The 17,641-nt window shown below is 73.4% G+C and carries 23 protein-coding genes and 1 tRNA gene; 8 read left to right on the plus strand and 16 right to left on the minus strand.

Annotated elements, in window-relative coordinates; translation table 11 throughout:
- The coding region (locus AB0J86_RS37675) for an S-adenosylmethionine synthetase N-terminal domain-containing protein (RefSeq protein WP_363863411.1) at positions 1–116 on the minus strand (116 nt) is incomplete at its 3' end.
- A 189-nt stretch (positions 117–305) separates the two neighbouring features.
- Positions 306–1,349: a cation transporter gene (locus AB0J86_RS37680; RefSeq protein WP_363863326.1), complete on the minus strand. Its 1,044-nt coding sequence runs from the start codon at positions 1,347–1,349 to the stop codon at positions 306–308.
- Between the two features lie 113 nt (positions 1,350–1,462).
- On the opposite strand from AB0J86_RS37680, the gene AB0J86_RS37685 reads away from it, so the two are divergent.
- Positions 1,463–2,320 carry a class I SAM-dependent methyltransferase gene (locus tag AB0J86_RS37685; RefSeq protein WP_363863329.1) on the plus strand — a complete coding sequence of 286 codons (858 nt, stop codon included), beginning with the start codon at positions 1,463–1,465 and terminating at the stop codon, positions 2,318–2,320.
- A 3-nt stretch (positions 2,321–2,323) separates the two neighbouring features.
- Here AB0J86_RS37685 and AB0J86_RS37690 read toward each other — a convergent pair whose 3' ends face one another.
- The 3 genes from AB0J86_RS37690 to AB0J86_RS37700 form a co-directional block, all read right to left on the minus strand.
- On the minus strand, positions 2,324–3,241 hold the full coding sequence (locus AB0J86_RS37690) for a serine hydrolase (protein WP_363863332.1): 918 nt from the start codon (positions 3,239–3,241) through the stop codon (positions 2,324–2,326).
- The gene (locus AB0J86_RS37695; protein WP_363863335.1) at positions 3,238–3,366 is read right to left on the minus strand and encodes a hypothetical protein; all 129 of its coding nucleotides are present in this window, start codon (positions 3,364–3,366) and stop codon (positions 3,238–3,240) included. The genes AB0J86_RS37690 and AB0J86_RS37695 overlap by 4 nt, the downstream gene beginning before the upstream one ends.
- 254 nt (positions 3,367–3,620) lie before the next feature.
- Positions 3,621–4,706, minus strand: a complete 1,086-nt coding sequence (locus tag AB0J86_RS37700; protein ID WP_363863338.1) for a LysR family transcriptional regulator — start codon at positions 4,704–4,706, stop codon at positions 3,621–3,623.
- Between the two features lie 158 nt (positions 4,707–4,864).
- On the opposite strand from AB0J86_RS37700, the gene bla reads away from it, so the two are divergent.
- Both bla and AB0J86_RS37710 read left to right on the plus strand, forming a co-directional pair.
- Positions 4,865–5,809: a class A beta-lactamase gene (gene bla / locus AB0J86_RS37705; protein WP_363863341.1), complete on the plus strand. Its 945-nt coding sequence runs from the start codon at positions 4,865–4,867 to the stop codon at positions 5,807–5,809.
- 74 nt (positions 5,810–5,883) lie between these two features.
- Positions 5,884–6,720 carry a class I SAM-dependent methyltransferase gene (locus tag AB0J86_RS37710; RefSeq protein WP_363863344.1) on the plus strand — a complete coding sequence of 279 codons (837 nt, stop codon included), beginning with the start codon at positions 5,884–5,886 and terminating at the stop codon, positions 6,718–6,720.
- Positions 6,721–6,765: 45 nt separating this feature from the next.
- Here AB0J86_RS37710 and AB0J86_RS37715 read toward each other — a convergent pair whose 3' ends face one another.
- The 3 genes from AB0J86_RS37715 to AB0J86_RS37725 are packed head-to-tail and all read right to left on the minus strand — an operon-like array spanning position 6,766 to position 8,719.
- Positions 6,766–7,671 carry a GNAT family N-acetyltransferase gene (locus tag AB0J86_RS37715; protein ID WP_363863347.1) on the minus strand — a complete coding sequence of 302 codons (906 nt, stop codon included), beginning with the start codon at positions 7,669–7,671 and terminating at the stop codon, positions 6,766–6,768.
- Positions 7,668–8,030, minus strand: a complete 363-nt coding sequence (locus AB0J86_RS37720; protein WP_363863350.1) for a transcriptional regulator — start codon at positions 8,028–8,030, stop codon at positions 7,668–7,670. The genes AB0J86_RS37715 and AB0J86_RS37720 overlap by 4 nt, the downstream gene beginning before the upstream one ends.
- On the minus strand, positions 8,027–8,719 hold the full coding sequence (locus AB0J86_RS37725; RefSeq protein ID WP_363863353.1) for a hypothetical protein: 693 nt from the start codon (positions 8,717–8,719) through the stop codon (positions 8,027–8,029). Before AB0J86_RS37725 ends, AB0J86_RS37720 begins: the two co-directional genes overlap by 4 nt.
- Positions 8,720–8,829: 110 nt before the next feature.
- Here AB0J86_RS37725 and AB0J86_RS37730 point away from each other — a divergent pair, with 110 nt between their 5' ends.
- Positions 8,830–9,156 (plus strand): RICIN domain-containing protein, encoded by a 327-nt coding sequence (locus tag AB0J86_RS37730; RefSeq protein ID WP_363863356.1) that lies wholly within the window; start codon positions 8,830–8,832, stop codon positions 9,154–9,156.
- A gap of 218 nt (positions 9,157–9,374) precedes the next feature.
- On the opposite strand, the gene AB0J86_RS37735 is transcribed toward AB0J86_RS37730, so the two are convergent.
- The 3 genes from AB0J86_RS37735 to AB0J86_RS37745 all read right to left on the minus strand — a co-directional run bounded on the left by AB0J86_RS37735 (position 9,375) and on the right by AB0J86_RS37745 (position 11,365).
- Positions 9,375–9,923 carry an SUKH-4 family immunity protein gene (locus tag AB0J86_RS37735; RefSeq protein ID WP_363863359.1) on the minus strand — a complete coding sequence of 183 codons (549 nt, stop codon included), beginning with the start codon at positions 9,921–9,923 and terminating at the stop codon, positions 9,375–9,377.
- A 397-nt stretch (positions 9,924–10,320) separates the two neighbouring features.
- A complete protein-coding gene (locus AB0J86_RS37740) occupies positions 10,321–10,827 on the minus strand; it encodes a DUF2690 domain-containing protein (protein ID WP_363863362.1) in 507 nt (168 codons plus the stop codon).
- Between the two features lie 181 nt (positions 10,828–11,008).
- Positions 11,009–11,365 (minus strand): hypothetical protein, encoded by a 357-nt coding sequence (locus tag AB0J86_RS37745; RefSeq protein WP_363863365.1) that lies wholly within the window; start codon positions 11,363–11,365, stop codon positions 11,009–11,011.
- Between the two features lie 341 nt (positions 11,366–11,706).
- Between AB0J86_RS37745 and AB0J86_RS37750 the strand changes: the two genes are divergently transcribed.
- Positions 11,707–12,720, plus strand: a complete 1,014-nt coding sequence (locus tag AB0J86_RS37750) for a winged helix-turn-helix domain-containing protein (protein ID WP_363863368.1) — start codon at positions 11,707–11,709, stop codon at positions 12,718–12,720.
- Between the two features lies 1 nt (position 12,721).
- Here AB0J86_RS37750 and AB0J86_RS37755 read toward each other — a convergent pair whose 3' ends face one another.
- The gene (locus AB0J86_RS37755) at positions 12,722–13,111 is read right to left on the minus strand and encodes a tetratricopeptide repeat protein (RefSeq protein ID WP_363863371.1); all 390 of its coding nucleotides are present in this window, start codon (positions 13,109–13,111) and stop codon (positions 12,722–12,724) included.
- 88 nt (positions 13,112–13,199) lie between these two features.
- Positions 13,200–13,907 (minus strand): TetR/AcrR family transcriptional regulator, encoded by a 708-nt coding sequence (locus AB0J86_RS37760; RefSeq protein ID WP_363863374.1) that lies wholly within the window; start codon positions 13,905–13,907, stop codon positions 13,200–13,202.
- 68 nt (positions 13,908–13,975) lie between these two features.
- Here AB0J86_RS37760 and AB0J86_RS37765 point away from each other — a divergent pair, with 68 nt between their 5' ends.
- Positions 13,976–14,308: a nuclear transport factor 2 family protein gene (locus AB0J86_RS37765; RefSeq protein WP_363863377.1), complete on the plus strand. Its 333-nt coding sequence runs from the start codon at positions 13,976–13,978 to the stop codon at positions 14,306–14,308.
- Between the two features lie 58 nt (positions 14,309–14,366).
- Positions 14,367–15,233 (plus strand): SDR family NAD(P)-dependent oxidoreductase, encoded by an 867-nt coding sequence (locus tag AB0J86_RS37770; RefSeq protein ID WP_363863379.1) that lies wholly within the window; start codon positions 14,367–14,369, stop codon positions 15,231–15,233.
- 41 nt (positions 15,234–15,274) lie between these two features.
- Here AB0J86_RS37770 and AB0J86_RS37775 read toward each other — a convergent pair whose 3' ends face one another.
- The 3 genes from AB0J86_RS37775 to AB0J86_RS37785 all read right to left on the minus strand — a co-directional run bounded on the left by AB0J86_RS37775 (position 15,275) and on the right by AB0J86_RS37785 (position 16,659).
- A complete protein-coding gene (locus AB0J86_RS37775; protein WP_363863382.1) occupies positions 15,275–15,964 on the minus strand; it encodes a TMEM175 family protein in 690 nt (229 codons plus the stop codon).
- A 175-nt stretch (positions 15,965–16,139) separates the two neighbouring features.
- Positions 16,140–16,211, minus strand: a tRNA-Val gene (locus tag AB0J86_RS37780).
- 52 nt (positions 16,212–16,263) lie between these two features.
- On the minus strand, positions 16,264–16,659 hold the full coding sequence (locus AB0J86_RS37785) for a TIGR02611 family protein (protein WP_363863414.1): 396 nt from the start codon (positions 16,657–16,659) through the stop codon (positions 16,264–16,266).
- Positions 16,660–17,182: 523 nt separating this feature from the next.
- Here AB0J86_RS37785 and AB0J86_RS37790 point away from each other — a divergent pair.
- Positions 17,183–17,614, plus strand: a complete 432-nt coding sequence (locus AB0J86_RS37790) for an SsgA family sporulation/cell division regulator (protein WP_007457244.1) — start codon at positions 17,183–17,185, stop codon at positions 17,612–17,614.
- Positions 17,615–17,641 lie beyond the last annotated feature (27 nt).

The raw sequence follows: 17,641 nt of genomic DNA on the forward strand, positions 1-17,641 counted from the left end.
CGACTCCGCGGATCCTGCGCCAACAGCGCATCGAGGATGCCATCACTGATCTGGTCCGCAATCTTGTCCGGGTGACCCTCCGTGACCGACTCGGAGGTGAAGAGGCGACGTGCCACGGGCTCTGTCCTTTCGAGGTGCCAAAATGTGGCCCCTAGCATGACATCCGGCGCTCGCGGCCGGCTCGATGCGCCGCCCGTCGGCGACATCGCGCCGCGTCGCGGGCCCGGGCCGGCCGGTCGCGTCGCGGAGACTTCCGGTCGGGCGGGTCGCGGGCCCGCCGGCCGATCGCGTCGCGGATCCGTTGGTCAGGTCGCCAGGACCACGGTCATCACCGCGTAGCTGGCGAAGAGGAGCACCCCCTCGAAGCCGAGCCGCCCCCAGCCGCCGGCCTGGCGGACGAGGAGACCGCCGAGCAGCACGGCCGTCATGAACAGGCCGGTGGCGGTGATGAACAGGTCCTCGTTGCCGGCGGCGTGGTAGATGGAGCCCTTGCGGTAGGCGATGTCGCCGACGACCAGCGTGATCACGTCGAGGATGTTCCCGCCCAGGACGGCGGCGACGGCGAGGGTGACCGCGCCCCGGCGTACCGCGGCGATGGCGGTGACGGTCTCGGGCAGCCCGTTCACCACGCCGAGCAGGACACCGCCGGTGAACCCGGCGCTGAGGCCGGTCACCTCGACCACGCTCTCGGCGGCCAGCGAGACCGCCCAGCCGCTGACCGCCACGCCCCCGCCGACCAGCACGAACTGCCCCCAGAGCCAGGCCAGCCCGTGCCGGTCGAGGGCGCCGTGGTCGTCGGGCAGGTCGGGCCGGGTCTCGGTGGTACCGACGGCCTGCCACATCGGCCGGGTCCCGGCGGTACGGATCAGGTGCAGGCCGCCGAGGTAGCAGGCGACGATCACCACCGAGACCGGGTGCACCCCGCCGACGGTGACGTTCGGGCTGTAGCTGCCGAGCAGCGCGAGCGCCAGCAGCGCGATCAGCAGGCTGCCGAAGAGCAGGTTCGACAGCGACGCGGCGGCGTGTTCGAGGTTGACGCGCCGGTAGAAGGCGTCGGCGAGCGCGACGGCGGTGGTCTGGGCGGCGATGCCGCCGACCGCGTTGCTGTAGCCGAGGTCCGGGTGCCCGTTCGCGGCGGTGACCGCGGTCATCACGATGCCGGAGAGCCCGGTGGCGACGCCGAAGAAGACCACCCCGAAGACCGCCTCACCCCATCGGGTACGGTCCGCCAGCGCGTCCCCGAGCGCGACGAGGCGGATGCTGCCGAGGATGGTGATCAGCCCGGCGGCGGCGAAGACGCCGACGCTGGGGCCGATCGGCCACGGCACCGTGGGGAGGAAACCGAACATCCGGCGCGGGTTCCCGCTTTGTGGCGGTTGATGCCAGCGATCCGTGCCCTTCCCCGCCCGGCCGGGACGAGAACGGGACAGAGGGTGGACCGGGAGGGATCCACTATGGCTGGATGAGACCCATGACCGACGGGTTCGACGACGCCACGCGCCGGATGATGACCGCCATCGAGGCGAACTGGAACGCCCGCACCCCGATCCACGTGGCCAGCCGCTTCTACGACGTGGGCGGCAAGGACCCGGAGAGCTGGTTCGCCGGGTACGAGTGGGCCGACCTGGGCGAACTCGCCGGGCGGGACGTGCTGCACCTGCAGTGCCACCTCGGTACCGAGACCGCGGCCTTCGCCCGGCGCGGCGCCCGTACCGTCGGACTGGACCTCTCGGGCGCCGCGGTCGCCGCGGCCCGGCGGATCGCCGGCGAGGCCGGCCTGGAGATCGAGTACGTCCGGGCGAACGTCTACGACGCCGCCGAGGCCCTGGCGGGGCGGCGGTTCGACGTGGTCTACACCGGCAAGGGGGCGCTCTGCTACCTGCCGGACCTGGACCGCTGGGCCGAGGTCGTCGCCGGCCTGCTCCGCCCGGGCGGTCGGGTGTACGTGGTCGAGTTCCACCCGGTGCTCTACTCCCTCGGTTTGGTGCCCCGCGCCGAGGGCGAGGACGCCCTGGTGCTGCGGCACGACTACCTCGCCGGGCGGGGACCGATCGAGATCGACGCGACGCGGACGTACACGGACGGGCCGGCGCTGCCCGAGGCCACCACCAGCTACGAGTGGGCGCACGGGCTCGGCGAGGTGGTGACGGCGCTGGTCCGGGCCGGGATCCGGATCGAACGCCTGCGCGAGAGCGACGAGCTGCCCTGGCCCCGGTGGCCGGGGATGGAGCAGGTCGCGCCGGGCTGGTGGCGGCTGCCCGGCGACGCCCCGCGGACCCCGCTGTTCTACGCGCTGCTGGGCACCCGTACCGAGCGGTGAGGCTCAGGGCACGGTCACCGGCGGTACCGCGCGCAGCTGGTTCAGCGTGTACTTGGCCACCTTCTCGACCATCTGTACGCCCGCCGCCTGCGTCTTGTGGTGGTCGGAGAGCACGGCGACGAGCCAGTCGTGCCCGGGCTCGACGAGCCGGCCGATGCTGTTGACCTCCCACCGCCCGGCGTCCGCGTCGATGGGGACCCAGCCGTTCTTGACGTAGCGCTCGGTGGTCTGCGGCCCGGCGGCGGCCGTGATCCCCCAGTCCTGTTCCTCGACGACCTCGCTCATCAGGTCGAAGATCAGCTCGCGGTTCTGCGCGGTGAGCGGGCCGTCCTCGGCGGTGATCGCGGTGAGCAGCCGGATCTGGTCGCTCGCGGTGGTGGTGCTCATCCCCCAGTGCACGCTGGGCTTCGTCTCCCGCAACCCGAAGGTACGGTTCGCCGTGTTGAGCCCGTCCACCCCACCGGCCGTACCGAAGAGCGCGGTGGCCGAGTCGTTGTCGCTGATCGTGATCATCTTGCGGGCGCGCTGCCGGTCGGCGGAGCTGATCGAGCGCCTGCGCTGCTGGGCGCGGAGCAGCACCGCGGCCAGGATGTCGACCTTGACGATGCTCGCGGTGGCGAAGCGACGGGTACCGACGGCCAGTTCGAGATCGGTCAGCCGGTCCTGCACCGCCACCGTGATCCGGCCGCCGGTCTCGGTGAGGTAGGCCGCCACCCGCGAGCGGGCCGCCCCGAGGTAGTCCGGGGTCGGGCTCGGCGTCGGGGTACGCGGCGCCGGGGTGGTGGCGTCCGTGCGCGGCACCGACTCGCCGTCCGCCTCGGTCCAGCGCCAGAGCACGCCGCCCCCGGCCACGCCGGCACCGGCCAGCGCGAGCGCCACCGACCCGAGCACCCGCCGGCGCCGCACGCCCGGGCCCGTCACCGGGACCGGTCCGTCCGCGCCGGACCCGCGGGCCGGCCGGCGGCGTGCCGGTCCGTACCGGCGGTGTGCCCGCCCATGCCGGCGCCACCCGGCCGCAGGCCGGTGCCCCAGATCGCAGCATCCATCGAACTCCCCCTCGCACACGTGCGCGCCGCGGCGGCGGCATCCGCCACACATACGTGTTCAACGGGGCGACGGGTTGCATGGCAATGTCGATCTCGGTACGAACATCTTCCCAGGTCGGGGCCGTCGGCCGGCGCGTCGCGAGGTCGCGGACGAGGCGGCGTACCGCGATCGGCGTCGACGCCGGGCCGGTGCGGACCGGCGGTGACCTCGGCGGGGGTTTCCGCGCGGAGAGTGCGTCCGCCCCCGTCGTCGCTCACCGGAGGGCTCGGTCATCCGGGGCGACGGTGGCCGGATCCCGGAACCTGCCCGGGCCGGTCGAGCCGGCCGGGGTGATCGCGCGGGTCGGGTCGGCCGGGGTGGTCGGGCCCGTCGGGGTGGTCGGGCCCGTCGGGGTGGTCGCGCCCGCCGGGGTGGTCGCGCCCGCCGGGGTGGTCGCGCCTGTTGCCCCGAGGCAGCGGGCGATGGCCGCGCCGAGCGGGGTCCGGAGCCGGTGCCCGTCCTCGCGTGCCCCGGCGACGAGGTCGTAGCCGCGGGCGAGGTCCAGCTCACCGACCGGGCACCAGTACAGGTCCAGTTCGTCGGCCTGGTCCCGGGAGCAGAGCAGGAGGTCGGTCGAGCCGAGCACCTCGGCCGCCGCGCCGACGAGCGAGGCCGAGACCGCCACCTGGGCGGGTAGCAGCCCGACGGCGGCGCCCAACCGGGTCACCCGGTCGCGTACGTGCGGCACGTCGTCCTCGGGCTGGACCCAGATCCGGCGGCGCCGCTCCCGCGTCCCGCCGCGCCCGGCCCGCAGGGTCTCCACGTAGAGCGCCCCACCCCGCTCGTCGGCACCGTCGCCGTCGCCGAGAGCCTCCCGGGCGCCGGCGGCGAGACCGAGGGGCACCCGCCAGCCGGCGGTCTCCGGCGGTACGGCCACCAGGGCGGCGCGCACCTCCAGGGTGCGGACGAGTTCGCCGCGCTCGTGCGGCCCGGCCGGGTGCGGATCGAGGTTCAGGTCGTGCCGGCGCGCCTCGACCACCAGCCGGGCCAGCCGCGGCGGGGCGCAGACCGCCGGTACCGCCAGCCGGAGGGGGCGCAGCCGGGCGCGCTCGGCGTCGTGCTCCAGCGCCTCGGCGAGGTCGACCAGGCGTCTCGCCGCCGGCAGCAGTTCCCGGCCGAACGGCGTGAGCGTGACGTTGCGGGACGACCGGTCGAGCAGGCGGGCACCGAGGTGCTCCTCCAGCGCCGCGATGCGCCGGCTGGCGACGGACTGCGGGATGCGCGCGGCGGCGGCGCCGAGCGTGAAGCTGCCGTACCCGCTCACCGCGACGAACGCCTTGTAGGCCCCGAGCACGTCCACGACGCGCGAGTCTATGCCGGATCGGCATGGATCCGCGCGTTTCCGTCTTGGACCGCATGGGTGTGCCGCTGGCAGGCTCCTCGACACGACCTCGTCGGCACGGTCGGCCCCGGCGGCGTCGGGGGCGGCCGACCGACCCTCCGGAGGGAAGACACACGATGACCACCAGGTACCCCTGGCGTTCCGTCGGCGCGCTGGCCGCCGCGCTTGCCTGCCTCTCGGCCTGTTCGAGCACCGCCGCGCCCCCGCCGGCGCGAACGCCCGCGCCGGGAACGGGCAGCGCCAGCGCCTCGACCTCGGCCGCGCCACCGGCCCCCGACCCGGAGCTGGATCAGGCGTTCGCCGGGCTGGAGACGCGGTTCGACGCGCGGCTCGGCGTCTACGCGCTGGACACGGGCTCCGGCCGGACGGTCACGTACCACGCCGACGAGCGGTTCGCGTACGCGTCCACGCACAAGGTGCTCTCGGCCAGCGCCATGCTGGCCCAGACGTCGACCGCAGAGCTGGACCAGGTCGTGCGCTACCGCAAGGCGGACCTGGTCGACCACTCGCCGGTGACCGAGCGGCACGTGGACCAGGGCATGACGCTGCGCGCGATCGGCGAGGCGGCGATCACCATGAGCGACAACACGGCGGCGAACCTGCTGTTCCGCCGGATCGGCGGACCGGACGGCCTGGAGCGGACGCTGCGCGCCCTCGGCGACCAGGTCACCGACCCGGCGCGGACGGAGACCGAGCTCAACGAGGCCGCCCCGGGCGACGTACGGGACACCACGACGCCCCGCGCGTTGGCGACCGACCTGCGCGCGTACGCCCTCGGCAGCGCCCTCTCGGAGGAGGACCGCGGGGTGCTGGTCGACTGGCTGCGTCGCAACACCACCGGCGGCAAGCTGATCCGGGCCGGTGTTCCGGCCGGCTGGACGGTCGGTGACAAGACCGGCTCCGGCGGGTACGGCACCCGCAACGACATCGCGGTGGTGTGGCCGCCCGAGGGGGCGCCGATCGTGCTGGCGATCATGTCCCGCCGCGACGAGAAGGACGCCACGTACGACGACGCGTTGATCGCGGAGGCGGCGAGAACCGCCACGACGGCGCTGCGCTGACGATCCGGCCCCGCGTGGACCGCCCGGCGCCGCGTCGAGCACTCCCGGCGGCGCGGCGGCGGTAACATCCCGCCGTGCCGATCGGGACGTGGGAGTGGGACGAGACGCTGTACGCGGGCAGCGCACCGCACTACAGCGTCGGACGAATGCCGTACCCGCCCGAGCTGGCCGAGGCGATCCGCGCCGAGGTGGGGTTGGACGGCACGGGGCGCCTGCTGGACGTCGGCTGTGGACCCGGCTCGCTGACGCTGCTGCTCGCGCCGCTGTTCGCGGCGGCGGTGGGGGTCGACGCCGACGGCGACATGCTCGCCGAGGCCCGCCGCCGGGCGGCCGACCGGGGAATCGGCAACGTCGAGTGGCGCCGGCTGCGCGGCGAGGAGTTGCCGGCCGGCCTCGGCACGTTCCGGGCGGTCACGTTCGCCCAGTCGTTCCACTGGATGGACCGCCCCCTGGTCGCGCGGCGCGTACGCGACATGCTGGCCGACGGCGGCGTCTGGCTGCACGTGCACGCCAGCACGCACGAGGGCGTCTCCGGCGGCGAGCCGCTGCCGCATCCGTCCCCGCCGTGGGATCGCGTCAACGGCCTCGTCGCGGCCCATCTTGGACCGGTGCGGCGGGCCGGGCAGGGGTACCTGCCGACCGGTATCCCGTCCGGCGAGAACGAGATCATGCGTGGGGCCGGCTACCTCGGACCGACCCGGTTCGAGGTCGAGGGCGGACAGGTGGTGGAACGGAGCCTGGACGAGATCGTCGCCGCCGTCTTCTCGCTCTCCAGCTCGGCGCCGCACCTCTTCGGCGACCGGTTGCCCGACTTCGAGGCGGAGCTGCGGGACCTGCTGCTGGACGCGTCGCCGACCGGCCGCTTCGCCGAGCGGAGACGGGCCGTCGCCGTCGACCTCTGGCGCCCCTGAGGGCACCGGGCGAGCCTCGGCGGCGCGACCGTCTCCGCCGTCGGCTCAGGAGGCCGCCGTCCGGTAGTGGTACCGGCAGAGTTCGGTGAAGCCGGAGCGCTCGTACAGTCGCCGCGCGGCCGTGTTCCCGGGCTCGACCTGGAGGTACAGCTGCCCGGCGCCGTGCCGGGCGGCCCAGCGGGCGAGGGCCGCGAGCACCTGCCGCGCGGCGCCCCGGCCGCGCGCGTACGGGAGCGTGGCCATGCCGAAGATCCCGGCCCAGCCGGTCTCGTGTACCGCGCGGCCGACCGCCACGACCTCGTCCCCGTCCAGCGCCGAGACGTACGCGGCCGGCCGGTCGACCCGGGAGAGCAGGTCGCGGTCCGCCCCGGCGTCGGCCCCGCCGCCGTGTACGGCCAGCCACGCCGCGAACCACGCGTCGGTCGGCCGGTCGTCGAGCCGCAGCCGCGACTCCCCCGGCGGAAGCCGCGCGACGACCTCCGCGGCCGGCGCGGACTGCAGCGACATCGGGGACTCGACGCGGTAACCGCGTCCGGCGAGGATCGCGTCGAGGTCGGCCGGGCAGGCGCCCGGGGTGATCTGGAACCGGGCGGGCGCGGCCCGGACGGAGTAGAACTCCTCCGCCAGGCGGATCCGGCCCGGCAGCTCCGCCGGGCCGGCATCCGCATCCGGCAGCACGCCGGCCTCCCCGCGCGGCAGCACGCCAACATCCCCGTGCGGCAGCACGCCAACATCCCCGTGCGGCAGTACCGAGCTGGCCCACCAGGCGCTTCCGTCGCCGTGGCGCAGCCACCACCCACCGAGGCGTACGAGCGAGGTCACGGGAAGTGCCCGCGCCGCCCGTTCCTGCAACTCCCTGGCGAGTCCCGGCCCGCGGGGGGCCGTCGAGCAGGTGTCCCCGCCGGCCCCGCGGGTGCGGGTCGAATAAGGCGAGCGGGTACGCGCGGTCATCGGTCCTCCCGGGTGTCGGTGGTCTCGACCCGCGCGATGAGCAGCTTCAGCCGCCCGATCTCCTCGGCGAGCGCGGTGCGGCCGGCGGCCGTGAGCGTGATCCAGGTACGGCCGCGCTTACCGGCGTACCCCTTCTCGATCTCTATGAGACCGGCCGTCTCCAGCACGCCGAGGTGCTGGGAGAGGTTGCCGGCGGTCAGCCGCAGTTGGGTACGCAGGTAGCCGAACTCGACCCGGCGGGCCTCGTGCGCGATGGTGAGGATGCCCAACCGGACCCGCTGGTGCACCACGTCGTCCAGGCCGGTGACCGGATGGGCGGGCGGCGTGTGCGGGTCCGAGGTCCCGGTCTCGGCGGTCACCGGTGCCGCCGATCGGCCAGCCGGAAGCCGATCGCGCCGAGCAGCAGCAGAGCGCCGCTGACGAGCTGCGGCAGCGCCATCTCCGCTCGGAGTCCCCACTGGAACGGTCCGAAGCCGGTGTTCATCGGCAGCACCAGCAGCACCATCGCCAGGTAGGCGAGGGTGAACAGCAGCAGCGCGACGTTGCGTTCCAGCCAGGCCAGCACCAGCAGCGCGACCCCGATCATGCCCCACGGCATGACCAGCCGGTCCAGCACGAGTCCCCAGTACGGAAGCGGGTGGTCCGGCACCGGGTGCTCCGAGAGGTACAGGGCCACCGCCAGCCATGCGGCGGGGAAGACGACGGTCGTCGCGGCACCGGTGATCGCGTACGGCAGCACCCGGGCGCCCAGCCCCCGCGCCCGGGCGGCACGCACGTAGCAGACGGCGATCGCCGCGTACGCCAGCGGTAGCGCCGGCGGCCAGTAGTACAACATGCCCCGACGCGCGAACTGGCAGCCGCCGTCGGGCAGGCAGTCGACCCTCATGCCGAGCCAGTCGAACGGGATCCCGGCGAGCGTCACCGCGGCCAGCACCAGCAGCGCGACCCAGGTGAGCCGCTGGTCGAGACGCACCCGGTGGGCGAGGAAGCGCACGTCGGACAGCAGCCGGCGGGGATCGCCGCCGGCGGGCACCGAATCAGTGGTCATGCCAACAGGTTTCCATAACAAACCTATTGGCGCTAGTAGCAATTTGGACGCGCGGGCGGGCATCGCCGCGCGCACGCACGCCCTCGACGGAAGGCCACAAGGGACGGACATTGCCGGCGAGTGAACGGAAACCCGTCGCGTCACCGGCCCAGGCCGCCACCCACTACTGGGTCTGGAACTACAAGAGCGGCTACTGCATGTCCGTCGAGGGCGGCGGCAGCACCGCCAACGGCGCCGAGATCATCCAGTGGAGCTGCAACGGCGGACCGGAGCAGAACTGGTACGAGGACAACGGCTACCTGGTCAACGGCAAGAGCGACGTGGTCTCCGTCTCGGGCGGGGGCAGCACCGCCGAGGGCGCCAAGCTGGTCCAGTGGGGCAAGAACGGCGGCTCCGAGCAGGGCTGGCACTTCGACGCGAAGTTCATCGACGCCTGATCGTCCGCCTCCACGACCGCCCCGAACCCGGGGCGGTACGAGGTCGGGAAAGAAGCCGGTAGGCGCGGGCGGGCGGGTGACGGCGACGACGTCGTCACCCGCCCGCCCCCTGCGGCGGGCACCCCGGTGCGGCGGGCACCCCGGTGCGGCGGGCGGTCAGGCATCCGCGGGCGGCCAGCGGCCAGCGCGGCGCGCCGCTCAGGGTTCGGCGAGCCCGCTCACGGGGCGATGTCGCCTCCGCCCAGCTGGTGCAGCGCGATCGACCACCAGTCCTCGGCCAGTTCGAACGAGAAGGGGTCGATGCCCACGAGGGTGTTCCTCAGCTCGTCGAGGGACTTCTCCCGGATGCCCGGATCGCCGGCCACCCGGACCCGGTGCCGCTCGATCAGGTACAGGAACTCCACGAACTCGGCCAGGTTGTTGTTCACCACCTCGCCCCGCGGTTCGACCGCGCTCAGCTCGGCCAGCGTCACGAACCCCTCGTACGCGCTCAGCGAGAAGCGCATTCCGGCGTCTCCGGGCGGCCCGCCGATGATCACCTCTCGGTGCGGCCTGCCGTCCTTGCGGGTGACGTCGATGACCCTGAGGAACTCCGGCCCACCCACGACCTCGGTGGTGAAGTACGGCGAGCCGTAGCGGGGCAGCCCCACCGCCGCCAGCGTCTCGGCGTCCGCCGGCCCCAGCGAGAGGCCGTCGACGACGGATCGCGGCACGGTGACGACGTTCTCGGCGCCGTACAACTCCACCATGTCCTGATGCGTGGGCATTTTCCTCTTCTCGTCGATCCTCTTCGGCCCGCCGGCCCGGGGGTGACCGCCCCGCTCCGGCAACCACGGCCGCGTCCACCATCGCCGTCGAGGCGGGTCGGGCCGCGACGTCGACGACCGTCGAAGTGGGCGAAGACGTCGCAACACGGTACGGGTAGCTCCGCACGCGCGAGCCGGCGGGGCCGGCGTACGGCGCGGCCACCGCGTGACCACCCCCTCCGGTGATCGCGCGGTGGCCGCCCGTGCCCTCGACGTGCTGCCCGACCGGGCCGCTACTGCTGGCCCCGCCGGCCTCCTTCGCGCCCCGGACACCTGCCGCGACCGGTCACCGGACGGTGGGGACGCGCCCCCGCTCCGCTCCCGTACCGTCCGGACCCGCCGCGGGCCGGCCAGTGACTCAGAACCAGTCGCCGTAGTAGGTACCGGTGTTGGAGACCGCCACGATGCGGCTCAGGTAGCCGGACGAGTACATGTTCGACCAGCCGGTGTCGCCCCGCCAGGTCACGTACTGCCGGACGTTCCCGCCGGGCAGCCTGGTCTCCAGGTAGGCCGAGAAGGACCAGGCGTTGCCCGAGACGTAGGTGGCGCGGACCCAGACCGCCCGGCACGTCGGGGAGTACCGGTGCTCGACCAGGTATCCGACGTAGATCCAGTCGTCGAAGTTGGCGGCACCGGTGGAGCAGCCTGTCGCCTGCGGGTCCTGGTAGTTGCACGAGTTGCCGGAACAGGTGGCCAGTGCGCTCGCCGGCGCCTCCTGCGCCCCCGCCGTCTCCGTCGACGGCTCCGCCGCGGCGACACCGGCGTTCAGCACGCCGGCCGCCAGGACGAGCGCGATGAGCAGCAGGCGCCGGCCGGTCCTCGAGGACGTGGGCGAACCGGACCCGGTCCGCGTTTTCGCGCGCATTTCTTCGTACCCTCCGCTGGGATCGGTTTGATCGGATGACATTTCCCGAACCGGGCCCGCTCGGACCGGTTTCCTCGGATTACCGGCACGCGGGCGCCTGGAGATTCCCGGGCGCGGAATCCGGCGGATGGAGGTCCGCCGCAATTCCGCGCCCGCCCCCGTTCCAAATGGTCCGGACGGGTCAGTCGCAGCCGTAGTAGATCAACGACGTGGAGACCCAACCGTCGACGCCGGTGGTGAAGTTGTGGATGTGGGCGAAGCCGTTCGCCACCTCCTGGCAGTACCAGCCGGCGACGTGCGAGCTGTAGCCGAGCCCCAGCACCGTGCAGGACGTGCTGGCGCAGGCGCGGATCCGGACTCCCTCCCCGCGCCAGATCACGAATCCGCTGGCGTCGGCGGGATCCTGGGCCACCGTCGCGTTCGTCGCCGCGGCGGCCGTCGCCGGGGCAGCGGCGGCCACGGCGGTCGCGGCGGCCGCCGCCAGGCCGAGGGCGACGGCGGCGCCACGCAGTCCCGTCACGCTGGTCGAGATGCTCACGGTTCTCTCTCCTTGTTACGTGTCGCCAGGGCCGATGGCGACGGTCGGGTGGCGGTGGAAAACCGCCGGATCCTGCGGTGCGGCCCGCCGGCGTCACGTTCGTTCGCGCCGAACTCCACCGGCTTCAGGCTCGCCCGCGGGCCGCCCCGCCCGCGACGCCTTTCGACCCAGCCGCAAACCCCGCCGTCAATGCCCGCGCCGCGTTCCCGGCTTTCGGGCGCCCGGCTTTCGATCGGGAATGAGACACGTCGCATGGCCGACCGAAACCGGCGCCGAACCGGGTTGCGATCGATCCTGGACGCGGACCAGGCTGATACCCGACGGTCAGGGGGAGGCCCGTGGTGATCCGAATCCATTTCACCGAAGGTGATCTGGTCCGATTCCGCCTGGCGAGCGGACCCGATCCGATGTGGGAGACGCTGCTCAGCCTGCACCTGCTCCAGGACCGGACCGGCGGACCGGCGTTCCAGCGCTGGCGGCAGGCGGTACGCCGGCGCCTCTCGCCGAAGGTGCGACCGCTGCTCGAACTCACCCCGCCGTACGGGTACTCGCCGGACTTCCTCACCCCGACCGACGGCGCCGAGGGGCTGGACGCCGGGATCGAGGCGCTGCTCGCCACCCCGCGCCGCCGGCTCCGCACCGACCTGCGGCACTTCGCCGCGTACCGTCCCGTGTCGAGCTGGACCAGGTCGCTGGCCGACGGCGAGCGCGAGAGCCTGCGACTGCTCGCCACGACCGTGCGGGAGTACCACCGGGTGGCGGTGGCGCCGTACTGGACGCGGATCCAGGCGGCCACCGGCGCCGAGCGGGTGGCCAGCACCCGGATGATGGCGACGGCCGGCATCGAGGGCATGATCCGCTCGCTCCACCCCGACCTGCGATGGCGGCCACCCGTGCTGGAGGTGCACGGCTTCCGGGTCACCCGGGACGTGCACCTCGACGGCCGGGGGCTGAGCCTCATCCCCTCGTTCTTCTGCTGGGAGCAGCCGACGCTGCTGCGCGACCCCGAGCTGCGGCCGGTGCTCGTCTATCCGGTGGCGGACCGCCTCGGTCCGGTCGGGGAGGCGGGCACCGACCAGATCTGGACGCCCGAGGCTCCGCTGGTCGCCCTGCTCGGGCCGACCCGGGCCGCCGTCCTGGAGGCCGTCGACGCGGGCTGCACCACCACCGAGTTGGCGCAGCGGGTCGGGGTCTCGCTCGCCACCGCCAGCCGGCACGCGACCGTACTGCGCGACGCCGGACTGATCAGCACCCGGCGGCTGGGCGGGTCGGTACTGCACAGCCTGCGCCCGCTCGGCGCGGAGATGCTCGCCTCGGCCCGCTCCGGCTCCCGGACCGCCGCCGGCCGCCCCTGAGTCAGCCGGTCTCGACGAGCCGGCGGCGGACCCGCTCGGCGTCCGGGTGGCCGAGGTCGTCGAGGATGCGCAGCGCCGCCTGCCAACTGCGTCGGGCCTGCGCCGCCTCGCCCGCGTCCAGCAACGCGTCGGCCAGGTGGCCGAGCGGGTCCGCCTCGTAGTAGCGGTCCCGGAACTCGCGGTAGAGCGCGAGCGCGTGCCGGTACGACGGTACGGCCTCGGCGGGGCGGCCGGCGCGGTGCTGCGCGTACCCGAGCGTGTCCCAGGTGGCCGCCTCGCCGTGCCGGCCGTCGAACTCGCGCAGCAGCGCCAGCCCCTGCCGGCACGCCTCGATCGCCTCGCTGTGGTCGCCGAGCTGCGCGCGGTACCAGCCGATCGCGTTGTGCGCCATCGCCTGGCCGAGCTGACGGTACGCCTCGACGAGGCGGTCGCCCGGGCGCGCTCGCTGGCCTGACGACCGGCGGGCGGACCGACCGGGGTCAGGAACGGCCCAGGCGGTCCAGCAGCTCGCCGAGGAGCGCGTGTTCCCCGGCGGTGAGCCCGGTCGGATCCTGCTCCAGCAGGGTCCGCAGCGCCAGCGCGGTGCTGGCGCGGGTCGCCGCCGGGGACTCGCCGCGCGCGGTGGTGTCGAGGACGCCGGCGAGCGCGGCCTCCCGTACCCGGTCCGAGAGGCCCGGGTCGCGCGCCGCCTCCGGTTGCGTGATCAGGCTGAGCGTGACGCCGACGTTGGCCGCGAGGAGCTGCTCGGCCGCGTCGTCGACCGGTACCCGCAGCAGCCCCTGGCGGGCGGCGGCGCCCAGCAGGTCCCGCAACATGGCGTGGGCGGGCGCGGTGATGGCGCAGGGCCGGCCGGGCTCGACCCGTCCGTAGAGCAGGGCGTAGAAGCTCGGATGTTCCAGCCCGAACCGGACATGCGCATCCCAGCCCTGGCGGATGTCGTCCAGCGCGTCCCGGGTGCCGCCCGAGGGCCGCGGGGAATGGACGTACTGGCTGAAGCCGTGGTTGATCACCGCGTCGATCAGCCCCTGCTTGCTGCCGAAGTGGTGGTACAGCGTCGGCGCCTGCACCCCGGCGCGCTCGCAGACCGCCCGGGTCGACAGGTCACGCTCGCCGGAGCTGTCCATCAGCTCGGCGGCGGCCAGGAGGAGACGGTCTCGGGCGCTGCCGCTCAACGCGCGACGTGGCATAGCGCTATGGTAGCTCATGTAGCGCTACATTAAGCCGTGTAGCATTGATAGGTAGCGGAGGGAGAGACATGGACACGCCAGTTCCCGGGGTCGTCCGGGAGTACTTCGACGCGAGCGCGCGTCGCGACGTCGAGAGCGTCGTCGGCCTGTTCGCCGAGGACGCGGTGGTCGTCGACGAGAGCGAGACCCGGCGCGGCCGCGCGGAGATCCGAGCGTGGCAGGAGGGGCCGGCGTCGCGGTACGAGTACACGACCGAACTGCGCCGGGTCGAACCGGCCGGAGCGGACGCCTTCCTGGTCAGCGGTCGCATCGAGGGGAACTTCCCGGGCGGTACGGCCGACCTGACCTGGCGCTTCACGCTCGCCGGCGACCGGATCCGTCAGCTGGAGATCGCACCCTGACGCCCGCCGCTCCCCCGAACCTTCGAACCGTCACAGGCAGCACATCGGGAAGGAAATCATGCGGACCTGGTTCATCACCGGAGGCACCCCGGGCGGCTTCGGCATGGCGTACGCGGACGTCGTGCTCGACCGCGGCGACCGGGTCGTGCTGACCGCGCGGCGCCCCGACGAGCTGCGCGACTGGGCGGCGCGGCACGGCGACGCCGCGCTCGTCCTGCCCCTCGACGTCACCGACGCCGAGCAGGTCCGGCTGGCCGTGGCGGAGGCCGAGCGGCGCTTCGGGGGCATCGACGTGCTGGTCAACAACGCCGGTCGCGGCTGGTACGGCTCGGTCGAGGGCATGGACGAGGCCGCCGTACGGAAGACGTTCGAGCTGAACTTCTTCTCGGTGCTGCGGGTGACCCGCGCCGTGCTGCCCGGCATGCGGGCCCGGCGGGCCGGCTGCGTCGTCAACATGTCCTCGGTGGCCGGCCTGGTCGGCGTACCCGGATTCGGCTTCTACACGGCGGCGAAGTTCGCCATCGAGGGGCTGACGGAGGTGCTGCGGCAGGAGGTCGCGCCGTTCGGCATCAGGGTGCTCGCGGTGGAGCCCGGCGCCTTCCGGACCCGGGCCTACGCCGGCTTCGCCGACGAGCCGGTCGAGGAGGACGTCGAGGCGTACCGGCCGCTGCTGGAGGCCGTGCGGACCGGCATGATCGAACAGGACGGCCGGCAGCCCGGCGACCCCGTGCGCGGCGCCGAGGCCGTGGTCGCGGCGGTCGACCGCGACCCCGCCCCGAGGCGGCTGGTGCTGGGCGGCGCGGGGTACGACCGGGTGGCGGACAACCTGGAGGCCATGCTCGCCGAGCTACGGGCCGACGAGGCGGTCAGCCGGGGAGCGGACTTCCCGGCCGCCACCACCACCGGTACGGGCGCCGGGACCTGACCGCCGCGCCGGGGTCGTCCCGGCGCGAGCCGCGGCGCGGGTCAGGCTCCGCCGCGGTGCCGCAGTCTGCGGAGCGGTCCGGGGCGGAGACCTTCGCTGGTGACACCGTGATAGATGATCATCACGATGATGCCGAGCAGCCCGATGACCGGGCTCACGACCCAGCCGAGCAGCCCGGTCAGTCCGTACAGGACGAGGCCGGTGATCGGGCGGGCCACCTGCGCGCGGACCTGGTCCCGGTCGACCTCGACCGCGTGCAGCGCCGGGTGGCGGCGCAGGTAGGCGAAGAACACCAACCAGGGTGCCGACATCAGCGCCGCCGCCAACGCGTACATGACGACGGCCACCCGCAGGTCGCCGTCGTCGCCATCGGCCAGCGCCGCCGCCAGAACCGCGGTCGGGAACGGGATGATCACCACGCCGAAGAGGATGCCGAGATTGATCCAGTTGAGCGTGAGGGTGGTGCCACGGATCATCCGTAGCAGCGCGTGGTGGTTGAGCCAGAGGACGCCGATGTAGACGAACGACACCACGAACGCCAGGTAGGACGGAGCCTCCTCCAGCAGCGACGCGGCCAGCTCGCCCTCGTGGAAGTTCGGCACCCGCAGGTCCAGCACCAGCAGGGTGATGACGATGGCGAAGACGGCGTCGCTGAACGCCGCCAGGCGACCGGCGTCCGCCAGCCGGGGGCCGCCGCGGCTCGGCCGAGTCTCATCGGGTCCTACCGACACCGCCGCAGGCTAGCAGTCCAGGCCGGGGTCGGTGAGCACGATCACCGGACCGATTTCGGTCTGAGTATCCGGCCGGCTGGACGAGAGGCTCGATGGCCGGACGTTGCCGTACTTCGCTGTGGTACGGCATGGAAGGGGGGCCGGATCATCGATGGATTCCGGCCCCCGACCTCGGTGGGCGATACTGGGATCGAACCAGTGACCTCTTCGGTGTGAACGAAGCGCTCTCCCGCTGAGCTAATCGCCCTTGGCGCGGACGACTGTACCCGATGCCGCCCGGGCCGCGCATCTCCGGGGGGTCAGCGCGTCGCGAGGTACTCGCGTGCCCGGGCCACCAGGTCGATGCCGAGGCTGTACTTCAGCGAGAGCCAGATCACCACGCAGACGAAGACCAGCCCGACCGCGCCGAGGAGCAGCCGTACCGGCCAGGAGCGGCGCCCGACCCAGCGCGCCCAGGCCTGCACGTTGCGGCGGGTGAAGGTCAGCAGCCGCCGCGCCCAGTGGAACTCGACCGCCCAGATACCCAGCCCGCCGATGACGATCAGCCAGCCCGGGCCCGGCAGCGGGATGAGCGCGAAACCGACGGCGACCACCAGCGCGCCCGCGAGCGCGACGGCGACCTTGAGCACGATCCGGCCGGTCGGATTGGCGCGGATGAGTTCCAGCGCCATCGACACCCGCCGCCGGCGCGGCACGGCCCGCTGCTCCGCCGGACCCGGGCCGGCCGGACCGGAGCCCGCCGATTCCGGGCCGGTCGATCCCGAGCCCGTCACGCCGGAGCCGGTCGCGGCCTCGGTTGCCGTCGTACCCCGGTCGTCGTGTTCGGCGCCCGGCACGTGACCCTCCCGCTCCCGCACCTCTGCCCCCGTCCCCGCTGAGATTGGTGCCCCATCCGGCAGCGCTCCGCCACCGGGGCGCTCCATTGAGGATGGTTTCGTGACCATTTCCACCCCCAGTGTCGCCCCGGCCCGTCACTCGACGGGACGACTGGACGTTACCGGAGTGAGTCACCGTCTGAATTACCCGACGCCGGGGCGGATCTAGTATGTGGGCAGAACTGGATACTCTACCTGAATTCGCGCATTCACGTGGCGTTTCCGCGCAGCTTCCCACCACTGGGTGAAGTCAGCGTATGGCGGAGCGTAGCCAGGAGCAGCACCTGAGTATGGGAAAAGCGGGACACGGCCGTTCCGCAGCGGTGCCGGGGGGAGAACGTCCATGAGTGTCATCCGACCGACGACCGTAGAGGTCGAAACGTCGCTAAGGCTCGTTGCGCCTGACGCCACGGCTCTGCCGGTGCGCGCCAGCCTGCGTTACGACCCTGCTGACCCGTACGCGGTCCATGTCCTGTTCCATGCCGAATCCGCCGGGGGCGAGGCGGTCAGTTGGTCCTTCGCCCGAGAACTGTTGGTGACCGGCCTCGACGAACCGGCCGGCATCGGCGACGTGCGGGTGTGGCCCTGGGCCACCCCGCGCGGCGACTTCGTCGCGCTGGCGCTGTCGTCGCCCGACGGCAACGCACTCTTCGAGGTGCCGCGCAGCGTGCTCGTCCGTTTCCTGCGGCGCACCTACGTGGTGGTGCCACGTGGCCGCGAGGCCGAGCACCTCGACGTGGACACCGCCGTCAACCGGCTGCTCGCCGGTCGCTGACCGGCGGCGGGCCCGACTGCGGCGCCG

The sequence above is a fragment of the Micromonospora sp. NPDC049559 genome, assembly GCF_040676675.1.
In the GTDB taxonomy this organism is placed as follows: domain Bacteria; phylum Actinomycetota; class Actinomycetes; order Mycobacteriales; family Micromonosporaceae; genus JBFAPK01.